Source organism: Streptomyces aidingensis (assembly GCF_900112355.1).
Taxonomy (GTDB): Bacteria; Actinomycetota; Actinomycetes; order Streptomycetales; family Streptomycetaceae; genus Streptomyces; species Streptomyces aidingensis.
This window is the reverse complement of the sequence record NZ_FOLM01000007.1, coordinates 18177-32461: the sequence shown is the minus strand read 5'-3', so window position 1 is coordinate 32461 and position 14285 is coordinate 18177. Positions and strand designations below refer to the sequence as shown.

The following is a 14285-nucleotide window of genomic DNA, read 5'->3' as shown; positions in this document are numbered from 1 at the left end:
AGCGGGCGGATCAGAGCTGGGTGTCGATGAAGGCGAAGAGTTCGTCGTCGCTGCCCAGGCCCTCCGGCCCGGCCCCGGGCACCCGGCCGGGCATCGGCGCCGGGCCTCCGGTGCCGGGGCCTGTGCCGGTCGCGGTCGCGGGTCCGGTCCGGGCCGCCGGTACGCCGAGCCGGTCCAGGGCCTCGGTGAGCAGCGCCGCCGCGGCGGCCGGTTCCAGGTCGGGCAGCACCCTCTCCAGCGCGGTGCGCAGCCGCCGCTCCGGACTGGGCACCAGGTCCCGGGCCAGGCGGGCGGAGAGCGCGGCCACGGTGGGGTGGTTGAACACCAGGGCGGCGGGCAGCCGCAGGCCGGTCTCGGCGCTGATCCGGTTGCGCATCTCCACCGAGGTCAGCGAGTCCAGGCCCATTTCGCGGAACGGCTTGTCCGGGTCGACGGCGTCGGCCGAGCGGTGGCCCAGGGCGAGCGCCACCTGGCCGCGGACGAACGCGGACACCGCGTCGGCGTCCGGGAACCGGCGGCCGGCGTCCGGTGCGGTTCCCCCCGCTCCGTCCGCTCCGTCCGCTCCCGCCGGGCCGTGCGGGCCCTGCGGGGCGGGGCGGCGGGCCGCGGCCGGGACCAGGGAGCGCAGCACCGCCGGGGGGCCGCCGGGGCGGGCGCGCAGCGCCGCGGTGTCCCAGCGGGCGGCCACCACCCGGGCGTCCGCCTGCGGGCTCAGCGCCGCGTCCAGCAGCTGAAGGCCCTGGCGTTCGTTCATCGCCGCCAGCCCGGCCAGCCGGGTGCGGTCGGCGTCCGTCATGGCCCCGGTCATGCCGGTGCGCACCGACCACAGGCCCCAGGCCACCGAGACCGCGGGCAGGCCCAGGGCGCGGCGGTGGTCCGCCAGCCCGTCCAGATAGCCGTTGGCCGCCGCGTAGTTGGCCTGCCCGGCGTTGCCCAGCACCCCGGCGACCGAGGAGAACAGGACGAAGGCGGTCAGCGGCTGGTCCAGGGTGAGTTCGTGCAGCAGCCGGGCGGCGTCGGCCTTGGGGGCCAGCACCGCGTCCAGCCGCTCCGGGGTCAGCCCGGCCAGCGTGGCGTCGGACAGCACCCCGGCCGCGTGCACCACGGCCGTCAGGCGCTCCCCGGCCAGCAGTGCGGCCAGTTGTGCGCGGTCGGCGAGGTCGCAGGCGGCGATGCGCACCGAGGCGCCCAGCCCGGTGAGCCGCTCGGCCAGCGCTTCCGCGCCGGGGGCCTCGGGGCCGCGCCGGGAGACCAGCAGCAGGTCCCGGGCGCCGTGCCGTTCCACCAGCCGGGCGGCGGTCAGCGCGCCCAGACCCCCGGTGCCGCCGGTGACCAGCACGGTGCCGTCGCCCAGCCCGGCCGGCGGGGGGCCGTCGGCGATGTGGCGCACCACCCGGGGCACCAGCACCCGGCCGCCGTCCGCCACCGCGAACTGCGGCTCCGCCACGGCCGCCACCAGGGCGCCGTCCTCGGGTGTGGCGTGGGCCAGGGCGAACCGGCCGGGGTGCTCGGTGACGGCGGAGCGGACCAGGCCCCACACCGCGGCCCCGGCCGGGGTGCCGGGGTCGGCCAGGAACACCAGCCGGGAGCCGGCGTACCGGTCCTCGGCCACCCAGCGCTGGGCCAGCGCCAGCGCCCGGCGCAGCATCTCGTGCGGGACCCGCGGCGCGGGGCGGAGCCCGGAGGCGTCGCCGTCCCGGCGGCCGTCGCCGTCGCCGTCCGGGCAGCGCACCAGCACCACGGGCGGCACCTCGGCGGGCAGTTCGGCGCCGAGGCCGATGACCGTCCAGCCGGGCTCGGCGGTGCCGGACGACGGGGCGGACTCCACCCACTCCACCCGGTGGAGCTCGGTGCCGGGCGCGGCCGAGGCGGGACGGAGGATCACCTCGCCGATCTCGCCGGCCGGGGCACCGGAGGAGTCCCAGAAGGTGAGGGAGGAGCCGGAGATCCGCACCCGCAGCGTCCCGGACGTCCGCCCGGTGAACCACAGGCCGGAGAGCACGAACGGCAGGTGCAGCCCGTCCGCGTCCAGCACCAGCGGATGCAGGGCGGCGTCCAGCAACGCCGGGTGCACGGTGAACCCGTCGTCCCCGTGCCCGTGCCCGTCCCGGCCGGTGCCGTCGGGCAGGCGCACCTCGGCCCACACCCCGGTGCCGTCCCGCCAGGCCGCGGTGAGCCCGCGGAAGGCCGGGCCGTAGGCGTAGCCGGTACCGGCGAGCCGCCGGTAGGCGTCGGAGAGGTCGAGCGGCTCGGCGCCGGCCGGGGGCCACTGGGCGAGCCGGGCGGGCGCCGCCGGGCGCCCGGCGGCCAGGGCGCCGGAGGCGTGCCGGGTCCACGGCGTCCCGGCGTCCGGCCGGGCGTGGACGGTGACTTCGGTGCCGCGGACCGCGACCTGGATCTCGGCCGAGCCGCCCTCGGGCAGCACCAGCGGGGCATGCAGGGTCAGCGACTCGACACCGGCCGCGCCCGCCTCGGCGGCGGCCCGCAGGGCGAGTTCGGCGAACGCGGTGCCCGGCAGCAGTACGGTGTCCCGCACCGCGTGGTCGGCCAGCCACGGCATGGTGTTGCGGGAGACCCGACCGGTCAGCAGCAGCCCGCCGCCCCGCGCGCCGTCCTCGCCGTCCTCGCCGTCCCCGGCGGCGGCGAGCGGGACCACGGAGCGCAGCACGGGATGGCCGCCGTTCCCGTCCGGGGACAGCCAGAACCGGCGGCCCAGGAACGGGTGGGTGGGCAGCTCGAGCGTGCGGCGCACCGGGCCCAGCACCGCCGGCCAGTCCACGGCCGCGCCCCGCACCCAGGCCCCGGCCAGCGCGGTGAGGAACTGCCGCGGGCCGCCCTCGCCGCGCCGCAGCGTGCCGGTGGCGGAACCGGTGATCCCGGCGTCGGCGAGGATCTCGCGGACCGCCCCGGCCAGGATCGGATGCGGGCTGACCTCGATGAACAGCGGGTGGCTGCGGTCGCGGAAGGCGCGCACCGCGGTGTCGAAGAGCACCGGCTCGGCCAGATTGCGGTACCAGTAGCCGGCGTCCAGTGCGGAGCCGGGCAGGAAGTCCCCGGCGCAGGAGGAGGAGAAGGCGGTGGCCGTGTCGGCGGGGGACAGGCTGCCGATCGCGTCCAGCAGCTCCCCGCGCACCGCCGCCACATGCGGGGTGTGCGCGGCATAGGCGACCGGGGTGCGCCGCACCTGTACGCCGTCCGCGGCGCAGGCCGCCGCGAACTCCTCGATGGCGGCCAGTTCCCCGGCCAGCACGGTGCCGACCGGGCCGTTGTCGACGGCCACCCACAGCCGCCCGGCCCAGGGCGCCAGGCGCCCGCGCACCTCCGCCTCCGGCAGGCCGACCGCCAGCACGCCCCCGGTGCCGTCCAGACCGCCCACCACCCGGCTGCGCACCGCGATCACCCGGGCCGCCTCCTCCAGGGACAGCGCGCCGGTGACGGCCGCGGCGGCGATCTCGCCCTGCGAGTGGCCGACGACGGCGGCGGGTTCCACGCCCGCCGCGCGCCACAGCCGGGCGAGCGAGACCATCACGGCGAACAGCGCCGGCTGCACCACCTCGGTGCCGTCGTCCAGGGAGGGCGCCCCCTCGGCGCCGGTGAGCACGTCCTGCACCGACCAGCCGGTCCAGGGCCGCAGGGCGTCCGCGCAGCGTTCCAGCTCGGCGGCGAACCGCTGGTCGGAGGCGAGGAGTCCGGCGGCCATGCCGGCCCACTGGGCGCCCTGGCCGGGGAACACGAACACCGGGTGCACCTCGCGGGCGGCCGTCCCGGTGACCAGGCCGGGGTGCGGTTCGCCGGCGGCCAGCGCGGCCAGCGCCGCGCACAGCTCCTCCCGGCCGCCGGCCACCACCACGGCGCGGTGCGGCAGGGCGGCCCGGCGGGTGAGGTTGCGGCCGGCCTCGGCGAGGTCCGGCCCGGGGACGGTGGCGGCGAAGGCGCGCAGCCGGTCCGCCTGGGCGCGCAGCGCCTCGGCGGAGCGGGCGGAGACCGCCCACACCAGCGGGGCGTCGCTCCGGGCGGCGGCCGGGAACGCGGCCCCGGGAGCGGGCGGCGCGGCGTCCTGCCCGGCGGCGGGCGGGGCGGCCTCCAGCACCAGGTGGGTGTTGGTGCCGCTGATGCCGAAGCTGGAGACGGCGGCCCGCGCCGGGCGGCCGTCCCGCCCCGTCCAGGGCCGTTCCTCGGTGAGCACCCGGACCCGCCCCTCCGCCCAGTCGACCCGGCTGGTGGGCCGCTCCGCGTGCAGGGTGCGGGGCAGCGTGCCGTGCCGCATCGCCTGCACCATCTTGATCACACCGCCGACGCCGGCCGCCGCCTGGGTGTGGCCGAGGTTGGACTTCAGGGAGCCGACCCACACGGTGTCGTCCCGGTCCCGGCCGTAGGTGCCGAGCAGGGCGTCGGCCTCGATGGGGTCGCCCAGCGCGGTGCCGGTTCCGTGCGCCTCGACGGCGTCGACATCCTGCGGGGCCAGTCCCGCGTCGGCCAGGGCCTGCCGGATGACCTGCTGCTGCGCCTGGCCGCTGGGCGCGCTCAGGCCGTTGCTCGCGCCGTCGGAGTTCACGGCCGCGCCGCGGATCACGGCCAGCACCGGGTGGCCGTTGCGCCGGGCGTCGGACAGCCGTTCCAGCAGCAGCACGCCCGCGCCCTCGGAGAACACGGTGCCGTCGGCCGCGTCGGAGAACGCCTTGACGCGGCCGTCCGGGGCCAGCCCGTTCTGGCGGCTGAACTCGACCAGGATGCCGGGGTTGCTCATCACGGTCACGCCGCCGGCCAGGGCGAGGCCGCAGTCCCCGCGCCGCAGGGCGCGCACCGCGAGCTCGATCGCGACCAGGGAGGAGGAGCAGGCGGTGTCCACGGTCAGGGCCGGGCCGTTGAGGCCGAGGGTGTAGGCGATGCGCCCGGAGGCCACCCCCAGTCCGGTGCCGGTGAGCAGATGGCCGTCCACCGCGCTGCTCGGCTCGTGCAGCCGGGTGCCGTAGTCGGAGGCCATGGCGCCGACGAAGACGCCGGTGGGGGAGCCGGCCAGGCAGCCGGGGTCGATTCCGGCCCGCTCCACGGCCTCCCAGGAGATCTCCAGCATCAGCCGCTGCTGCGGGTCCATGGCCAGGGCCTCGCGCGGGCCGATGCCGAAGAACTCCGCGTCGAAGAGGTCGGCGTCGTGCAGGAAGCCGCCGCGGCGGGTGGCGCAGGCGCCGCCGAACAGGGCGTCCAGATCCCAGCCGCGGTTGACCGGCAGGCCGGACATCACATCCCGGCCCTCCGCCACGACCCGCCACAGCTCCTCCGGGGTCCGGACGCCGCCCGGGTAGCGGCAGGCCATGGCCACCACCGCGACCGGCTCGCGCGCGGTGTCCCCCGCCGCGGCGAACGCCGCGCCGGGCGCCGCGGCTTCGGGAGCGGCGGCTTCGGGTGCGGCGGCGGGCCGCGGGGCGTCGTGCGCGGTGAGACGCTCGTGCAGCAGGCGGGCGACGCGGTCGGGGGTGGGGAAGTCGTACAGCAGACCGGTCGGCAGCCGCAGTCCGGTGAGCGCGCTCAGCCGGTTGCGCAGCTCCACCGCGCTGACCGAGTCGCAGCCCAGTTCCTTGAAGGTGCGGGCGGGATCGACGGCCTCGGCGTCCCGGTGGCCCAGGACGGACGCGGCGGCGCCGCGCACCAGTGCGCGCAGCTCCTCCCGGGTGGCACCGGCCGCGGCGGCGGGCGCGGCAGCGGCAGCCCCGGTTGCCCGCTCCGGGGACTCGCCCACCCAGTGCCGTTCCCGCTGGAACGGGTACGTCGGCAGGTCGACCAGCCGGGCCCCCGGTATCTCCCAGTCCACCGGAACCCCGCCGGTCCAGGCCTCGGCGAGGCTGCGCTCCAGCCGCGCCGGGCCGCCCTCCCCGCGGCGCAGCGTGCCGACCGCCACGGCCTCCCGGCCGGCCGCCTCCGCGGTCTCCTCGACCGCGCCGGCCAGCACCGGGTGCGGGCTGCACTCCACGAACCGGGCGTGCCCCAGCTCCAGGGCCCGCCGGGTGGCGTCGGCGAACCGGACCGGGTGGCGCAGGCTGCGGAACCAGTAGTCGGCGTCCAGCCCGGCGGTGTCCATGGGTTCGCCGGTCAGCGTGGAGAGGAACAGCACCGGCACGGACACCGGCCGGACCGGTGCCAGCAGTGCGCGGATCTCCTCGCGCAGCGCGTCCACCGCCGGGGAGTGGGAGGCGTAGTCCACCGGCAGGATCTTGGTCCGGCAGCCGTCCGCGGCGAGCCGTTCGCGCAGCGCCAGCAGCCCGGCGCGGGCTCCGGAGACCACCACCGAGCCCGGTCCGTTGACGGCCGCCAGCGACACCCCGCCGAACGCGCCGCCGTCCTCGCCGAGCAGCCCGGCGACCGTCCCGGCCGGGGCGGCCACCGACATCATGCCGCCGCCGGAGACCCCGCGCAGCGCGCGGCTGCGCAGCGCCACCACCCGGGCCGCGTCGCCGATGTCCAGCGCGCCCGCCACGGTGGCCGCGGCGATCTCGCCCTGCGAGTGGCCGATCACCGCGGCCGGCTCCAGCCCGTGCGACCGCCACACCTCGGCCAGCGACACCATCACCGCCCACAGCGCGGGCTGTACCACGTCCACCCGGTCCAGGTCCGGCGCGCCCGGCTCCTGCCGCAGCACCGGCAGCAGCGGGTAGTCGGTGAACGGCCGCAGCGCCTCGGCGCACTCGGCCAGCCGCCGGGCGAAGACCGGGGAGGAACCGAGGAGTTCGCGGGCCATGCCGGGCCACTGGGAGCCCTGCCCGGGGAAGACCAGCACATCCTTGCCGGCCACCGCACGGCCGGTGACGGCGGCACCGTCCGCCCGGCCGGCGGCCAGCGCGGCCAGCGCCGTCCGGCGGCCGGCGGCCGGCACCACGGCCCGGTGTTCCAGCCGGGCCCGGGTGCGCAGCAGCGACAGCGCCACGTCCGCGGGCCGCTCCCGCGGCCGGTCCGCCAGGTGCCGGGCCAGGGCGGCGGCCTGGGCGCGCAGCGCGGGGGCGGAGCGGGCGGACAGCACCAGCGGGGCCTTTGCCGGTGCCTCCTCGCCCGTCCCGGTCCCGGCCCGGCCGGCCGTCCCGGCGGGCCCGGACGTCCGCGCGGGCCGGGGCGGTCCGGCCAGGACCAGATGGCAGTTGGTGCCGCCCACGCCGAACGAGCTGACCCCCGCGACCAGCCGGGCCTCCGGCTCCGGCCACTCCCGGGCGGCGGTCACCACCTCCAGGTTCAGCTCGCCCAGCGGGATGTCCGGGCCGGGGGAGACGAAGTGCAGGCTGGGCGGCAGGGTGCGGTGACGGATGCTCAGCACGGCCTTGAGCAGGCCCGCCACACCGGCGGCGCCCTCCAGATGGCCGATGTTGGTCTTCACCGAGCCCACCAGCAGCGGACGCCCGGCGCCCGGCCGCCGGCGGCCCAGCGCCGCGCCCAGCGCCGCCGCCTCCACCGGGTCGCCGGCCCGGGTGCCGGTGCCGTGCAGCTCCACGTACTGCACCTCGGCCGGGGAGACGCCGGCGCGGCGGCAGGCCAGCCGGATGACCTCCTCCTGCGCCCGGCGGCGCGGGACGGTGAGGCCCGCCCCGCCGCCGTCGTTGTTGACCGCGCCGCCCAGCAGCACGCTGTGCACGGCGTCGCCGTCGGCCAGCGCGGCGGACAGCGGCTTGAGCACCAGCAGTGCTCCGCCCTCGCCGCGCACATAGCCGTTGGCGCGGCTGTCGAAGGTGTGGCAGCGGCCGTCCGGGGAGAGCGCCCCGAACGCCCCGATCACCTCGCTCGCCGCGCCCAGCAGATTGAGGTTGACACCGCCCGCCAGCGCCAGCGGCAGCTCCCCGCGGCGCACCGCCTCCGCCGCCTGGTGCACCGCCACCAGGGAGGAGGACTGCCCGGTGTCCACGGTCATGCTCGGCCCGGTCAGCCCCAGCAGATAGGAGACGCGGTTGGCGATCAGGCTGCGCTGGGTGCCGGTGAAGGTGTGCGGGCCGGGCGGCCCGGGCAGGTGGGCGTAGTCGCCGCCGATGGCGCCGACGAACACCCCCGCCGCCGCCCCGCGCAGCGCGGTGGGCGCGATCCGGGCGTGTTCCAGGGCCTCCCAGGCCAGTTCCAGGGCCAGCCGCTGCTGCGGGTCCATGGCGGCGGCCTCGTGCGGCGAGATGCCGAAGAAGGCGGCGTCGAAGCGGTCCACCTGGGAGAGGAAGCCGCCCCGCCGGCGGGCGCCGGGGGGAAGATCCGGCCAGCGGTCCGCGGGCGCGTCGGTGACCGCGTCCGCGCCCTGGCGCAGCAGCCGCCAGAAGGCGTCCGGGCCGTCCGCCCCGGGAAGCCGGCACGCCATGCCGACGACGGCCACCGGCTCGGGCTCACCGGCAGCGCATTCCGCATCCGTGGAAAACATGTATTCACCCCGCCGTTGCAGCGCATTTCGGATATCGGGCCGGGCGGAGAGGAGTCTCCGCACGGAAGGGAAACGGAAAACGGACCGCTCTGTGCTGATCGCTCCGGCTCGGCCGTCGGATCATGCCGTAATGGTGTGGTGATCGCCGTGACGGCATGGTCTGCGGTACCGCCGCGGACGGCTGACGATGACCGATCCTGCGGCTCCGGCGAGCGGACCGTCAAGGCGCTTCCGGGCGAATAGCGGTGGCAGCAAAACCTCGGCAGAAAGCTGCCAGCGGCCCTGGGCCCGCACCGCCGTACCCGGCGGGCGGGGCAGCGGCCGGCCCTGCCCGGAAACCGGCGGCAGGCCCCCGGAACCCGGGCCCACCTGGCCCTTTTCCGTCCCCTCCCGAGCACCGCCGGTTGCCGCAGGGCACCGGAACGGCCCTCCGCGGGGGCGCCGGGTGGGGGTGCCGCCCGGGTCCGGCCCCGGGGCCGCGGAGAATATGGGGGCACCCTACCCATGCCGGTCCCGGCGCCGCCGGGGCACAGTTCCGATACCAGCGTGGTGACCACCGCCTTGTTTACCGGAACAGGCGGCTTGGAACAATCAGGCCCGGAGCAATCCGGCATGGACAACAAGGGGAGCGATGTCCGAGACCGTGTCCACGGCGGCGTCCGGGGCAATAGCGGAAGAGCTGCCGGAAAGCAGACCCGGCGGGCCGGAATTGTTCCGGCGGACCGGCGGAGTGCTGTGCGTCGGCGGAATTCCGGCGGACCGGCTGGCGGCCCGGGTGGGCTCCACGCCGTTCTTCGCCTACGACCGCGCGCTGATCACCCGGCGGGTGGCCGAGGTACGGGCCGCACTGCCGGACGGCATCCGGCTCAGCTACGCCGTCAAGGCCAACCCCATGGTCGCGCTGCTGCACCACATGAGCGGGCTGGTGGACGGCTTCGACATCGCCTCCGGCGGCGAGCTGGCCAAGGTGCTCGACACCACCATGCCCGCGCAGCGGATCAGCTTCGCCGGGCCGGGCAAGACCACCGAGGAACTGGACCGGGCGGTGGCCGCCGGGGTCACCGTGGAGGTGGAGTCGGCGGGCGAGCTGGCCCGGCTGGGCCGGGTCTCCGACCGGCTCGGCATCCCGGCCCGGGTGGCGCTGCGCGTCAACCCGGACTTCGCGGTACGGGGTTCGGGCATGCGGCTGAGCGGCGGCCCCCAGCAGTTCGGTGTGGACGCCGAGCAGGCCCCCGCGGTGCTGGACGCCATCGCCGCCTCCGGCGCCGAGTTCCAGGGCTTCCATGTCTTCGCCGGCTCGCAGAACCTCTCGGCCGAGCACCTGTGGGAGGCCCAGCGCCGGACCGTGGAACTGGTGCTGGATCTGGCGGAGAAGGCCCCGGCCCCGGTGCGCTGCGTCAACCTGGGCGGCGGCTTCGGCATCCCCTACACCCCCCGGGACACCCCGCTGGACCTGGCCGCGGTCGGCGACCGGCTGGCCGTGCTGCTGCACGAGCGGCTGCGGCCCCGGCTGCCCAAGGCCCGGGTGGTGATCGAGCTCGGCCGCTATCTGGTGGGCGAGGCCGGCGTCTACCTGACCCGGGTGGTGGACCGCAAGCAGTCCCGCGGCACCACCTTCCTGGTGGTGGACGGCGGTCTGCACCACCAGCTGGCCGCCTCCGGCAACTTCGGCCAGGCCATCCGGCGCAACTACCCGATCGCGGTGGCCGCGCGGGCCGGCGGCGGAGACCCGGAGACGGTCAGCGTGGTGGGCTGCCTGTGCACCCCGCTGGACCTGCTCGGCGACCGGGTGGTGCTGCCCCGCGCGGAGCCCGGGGACCTGATCGCCGTCTTCCAGGCCGGGGCCTACGGACTGACCGCCAGCCCCACCGCGTTCCTCGGCCACCCGGCCCCCGCCGAAGTGCTGGTCTGACCACGCCGCACCGCGGGGGACCGCCGGGACCGTACCGCCGCGGGGCACCGCCCCGCGCACCACCGCATCTAGCAGGTGACCAACCACCGCCGGACCACACCGGACCGGCCGGCCGCACGGCCGGCACCCCGAGGGGGAACCCATGCACACTCTCGAACGGACACGTGAACGGACGGACGACGGACACCGGGGGACCGCGGACGGTCGGTACCGGCCCGGCGGAGGCGGCCTCGCGGGACCACGGTTCCGGATCCTCGGCCTGCTGCACGTCCAGGGCCGCGACCATCTGATGATCACCGCACGCCGCCAGCAGGTGCTGCTCGCCGTCCTGCTGCTCAACGCCAACCGGGTCGTGCCCCTGGACAGCCTGGTGGACGAACTGTGGGGCTGTGTGCCGCCTGTGACGGCTCGTGCTCAGGTGCAGACCTGTGTGTCCGCGTTGCGGCGTGGTCTGTCTCATGCCGGTCTGGGGGAGCGTATCCGCACCCGCGGGGCCGGCTACGCCCTGGAACTCGTCCCGGAGGAACTTGACCTGAAGGTCTTCGAGCGGCTGCTCGGCCAGGGCCGGGAGGCCCTGGCCGCGGGCCGGCCGCAGGCCGCGCGTACCGCCTTCCGTGAGGCCCTGGCCCTGTGGCGGGGGGAACTGCTCACCGGTATCGACAGCCGGGCGGTGCGCGCGCACCGGGTACGTGTCGCCGAGCGCCGCACCGAGGCGGTGGAGGACTGCATCGAGGCGGAGCTGCGGCTGGGGCTGCACCGCGAACTGGTCGGCGAACTCTCCGCCCTGGTCGACGAGTACCCGCTGCGGGAACGTTTCGTGGCCCAGCTGATGACCGCGCTCCACCGGTGCGGACGGCGCGTCGAGGCGCTGGCCGCCTACCGGAAGGTCCGGGAGACCTTCGTGGAGGAGCTGGGCCTGGACCCCGGCCCGGCTCTTTTCCGTCTCCACCAGGACATTCTGACCGGCCGTGCGGACCCCGGCCCGGTCCTGGCCGGCGGCGGCGTGCCGCCCGGCCCCGGCACGGTCACGGGTCTGCGTGCCGGTCCGGGCCCGGCCACGGCCGCCGGCGGCCCGGTGCCGAGGATGCTGCCGCCCCGGGTCTCCTGCTTCACCGGCCGGACCGAGGTGCTCAACGCGCTGCGCCGGCGGCTGACCGCCGGCCGGGGCCTCCCGGGCACGTCGCCGGTGGCGGTGCTGACCGGCCGCAGCGGGGTCGGCAAGTCCGCCGTGGCCGTGGAGGCCGCGCACGATCTCGCCCCGGAGTTCCCCGACGGCCAGCTCTACGCGCGTATGACCGGCCCCGACGGGCGTCCCGCGGACACCGCCGAGGTGCTGGAGCGGTTCCTGCGGGCGCTCGGGGTGCCGGCCGCCGAGATTCCCGCGGACCCGGACGGGCGGGCCGCCTGCTACCGCAGCACCACCGCCGGCCGCCGGCTGCTGATCGTGCTGGACGACGCCGCCGACGAGACACAGATCCGGCCGCTGCTGCCCAGCACCCCGGCCGGCCGGCTGCTGATGACCGCCAGGGCCCGCAGCGCCGCGCCCACCGGCGCCGCGGTCCTCGAACTGGACGTGCTGCCCACCCGGGAGGCGCTGGCCCTGCTCGCCGCCGTGGCCGGGCCCGACCGGGTGGCGGCCGAGGAGCGCGAGGCCCGTGAACTGGCCGGGCTGTGCGGGGGCCTGCAGATCGCGCTGCGCGGCGCGGCGGCCCGGCTGGCCGCACGCCCGCACTGGACCTTCGCCCATCTGGTGGCCCGGGCCCGCAGCGAGCACCACCGCCTGGACGAGCTCGGCGGGCAGGGCATCGATGTCCGGGCCGCGCTGCACCGCGGCTATCATGCGCTGCCGCCCGAGGCCCGGCTGCTGCACGCCCGGCTGGCGCTGCTGGAACCCCCGGGGCCCTCGCAGCCGCCCCAAGCGCCCGGTTTCCCGGAGGAAGGGGCCGCGCCGCCGGATGCCGCTGTGTCCGGTGCCTGGACCTGGGGTGCCTGGCTGGCCGGGCCGCTGCTGGACCTGGAGGCCGGCCGGGCCGCCGACGCCCTGGAGGCGCTGGTGGACGCCCGCCTGGTGGACGTGGCCCACGGCACCGGCGCCGCCGCCCGCTGCCGGATGCACGAACTCTCCCGGGTCTTCGCCCGCGAACGGCTGCTGGGCGACTCGGCCCGGCAGGAGCGGACGCAGGCCCTGCGGCGGGTGTTCGGTGCCTGGCTGTTCCTGGCCGACGAGGCGCGTGCCCGGCTCGGCACCGGCCCCGCGCACGGCCCGCGCGGCGCGGCCGGCCGCTGGCCGCTGGCGCGCCCGGTGACCGACGAGGTGCTGGCCGAGCCGGCCTCCTGGTACGCGCGGGAACGCCCCGCGCTGCTGGCCGCGGTGCGGCAGGCGGCCGGCAGCAACGCCGTGCGGCAGTGCTGGAACCTGGTCGTCGCCGTCGCCGGCCTGTCCGCCCGTCAGCGCCCCGGCGACTGGCGGGAGTGCGCCGTGCAGGCCCTGCACGCCGCCCGCCGGAGCGGGGACCGTATCGGGGAGGCCGTGATCCGGGATCTGCTGGACCACGGCCCGTCCCGCCCCGCAGCCCGCCGCGAGAAGAAGGAGGTCGCCCGATGACCGACGGCACCACGGACCGCAGCACCGGCACCGCAGACAACCGCACGGCCGGGCCCGGGCCCGCCGGACCGCGCGTCGGGGCCATCCTCCCGGCGGGCGGCGGCACGCACGCCGGACAGGCCGGCAACACCGTCGAGGAACTCATCGCCCAGACCCGCCGGGCGGCCGGCGCCGGACTGTCCTCGGTGTGGTTCACCCAGCTGTTCGACCACGACGCGATCACCCTGGCCGCGCTGGCCGGCCGGGAGGCCCCGGGCATCGAGGTCGGGACCTCGGTGGTGCCGCTCCACCCCCGCCATCCGCTGCTGCTCGCCGCCCAGGCACAGACCGCCCAGGCCGCCACCGGGGGCCGGTTCACCCTGGGGGTCGGCCTCGGCGTGCGGGAACTCCTCGAACCCGCCTACGGCATTCCCTTCCCGCCGCCCATCCGGCATCTGCGCGAGGCGCTGACCGTGCTGCGCCAGGCCCTGGCCGGGGAACGGCCCCGCCTGGCCGGCCGCACCGTCACCGCCCTGCCGTCGTTGCCCACCGAAGTACCCGGCGGCAGTGGGGTGCCCGTGCTGGTGGCGGCCATGGGCCCGCAGGCGGTGCGGGCCGCGGGTGAACTCGCCGATGGCATCCTGCCGTTCCTGGCGGGGCCGCGGACCCTGTCCGGGCGTATCGTGCCGGCGGTGCTGCGGGCCGCACGGGAGGCCGGCCGGCCCGCCCCGAGGATCGCGGTCGCCGTGCCCGCCGTGGTGAGCGATGAACCCGGGATCGTGCGGGACCTGGCCGCGGCGCATCTGGCCCCGTATGCCGCGGTCCCCTCCTACCGCCGTGTCCTGGACGACGAAGGGGTGGCCCATCCCGTCGAGCTCGCCCTGATCGGCGACGAGATTGCTGTGGCGGCGGGGCTGCGCCGCTACTTCGACGCCGGGGCCACCGACGTGCTGCTGCTGCAGAGCGGTATCCGCTGTGCCCGGGAGCGCCTGCGCACCTGGCACCTGGCGGCCACCCACACCTGACCACGGCCCGCCGCCGCGGTGGACCGGCAGCGCACGGTGCGGGCCAGGATGCCCCCGGCCCGCTCCATGGCCGGCCGCCACCGTGGTGGAGCGGCTGTGGCTGATGTTCCGCCATGACTTCCCGGAGTTCGACGGACGGCTGCCCCACGCTGACGGAACCTTCCGCGACACCCGGCTGGGCGCCGTACCTCCTCGCAAGCGGTGACCGCCCTGCCGGATTCGCGTTGGTCCCCCCAATACGGCCGAACCGACGCGCGTGCTGAACAGCTTTGGTGGTGCGCCGGGGCACGGCGGACGCCGGATCGGGCTGCGCGCATCTGCTGGTGACGGGGCCCGGGCGGTGCGCCCGTGAGTTCTTCGGCGGCGTGTCCGGCCGTCTGGCGTGAT

4 protein-coding genes are annotated in these 14285 nt (G+C 77.2%); 3 read left to right on the top strand and 1 reads right to left on the bottom strand.

Annotated features, from left to right (window positions below; genetic code table 11):
- Positions 1–10: 10 nt before the first annotated feature.
- Complete coding sequence (locus tag BM242_RS14040; protein ID WP_093839161.1) at positions 11–8377, bottom strand: type I polyketide synthase; 8367 nt, start codon at positions 8375–8377, stop codon at positions 11–13.
- A 631-nt stretch (positions 8378–9008) separates the two neighbouring features.
- Between BM242_RS14040 and BM242_RS14030 the strand changes: the two genes are divergently transcribed.
- The 3 genes from BM242_RS14030 (at position 9009) to BM242_RS14020 (ending at position 13898) form a co-directional block, all read left to right on the top strand.
- Entirely contained in the window at positions 9009–10289 is a 1281-nt protein-coding gene (locus BM242_RS14030) for a pyridoxal-dependent decarboxylase, exosortase A system-associated (RefSeq protein WP_093839159.1), read from the top strand.
- Positions 10290–10431: 142 nt separating this feature from the next.
- Positions 10432–12894, top strand: a complete 2463-nt coding sequence (locus BM242_RS14025) for a transcriptional regulator (protein WP_093839158.1) — start codon at positions 10432–10434, stop codon at positions 12892–12894.
- Positions 12891–13898, top strand: coding sequence for a TIGR03564 family F420-dependent LLM class oxidoreductase (locus BM242_RS14020; RefSeq protein ID WP_093839157.1), 1008 nt, complete (start codon positions 12891–12893; stop codon positions 13896–13898). The genes BM242_RS14025 and BM242_RS14020 overlap by 4 nt, the downstream gene beginning before the upstream one ends.
- Positions 13899–14285: the final 387 nt, after the last annotated feature.

Excerpts from the sequence above, each read along its gene's own strand:
- BM242_RS14030 (WP_093839159.1), top strand. The coding sequence starts at position 9,009 with ATGTCCGAGACCGTGTCCACGGCGGCGTCCGGGGCAATAGCGGAAGAG.
- BM242_RS14020 (WP_093839157.1), top strand. The coding sequence starts at position 12,891 with ATGACCGACGGCACCACGGACCGCAGCACCGGCACCGCAGACAACCGC.
- BM242_RS14025 (WP_093839158.1), top strand. The coding sequence starts at position 10,432 with ATGCACACTCTCGAACGGACACGTGAACGGACGGACGACGGACACCGG.
- BM242_RS14040 (WP_093839161.1), bottom strand. The coding sequence starts at position 8,377 with ATGTTTTCCACGGATGCGGAATGCGCTGCCGGTGAGCCCGAGCCGGTG.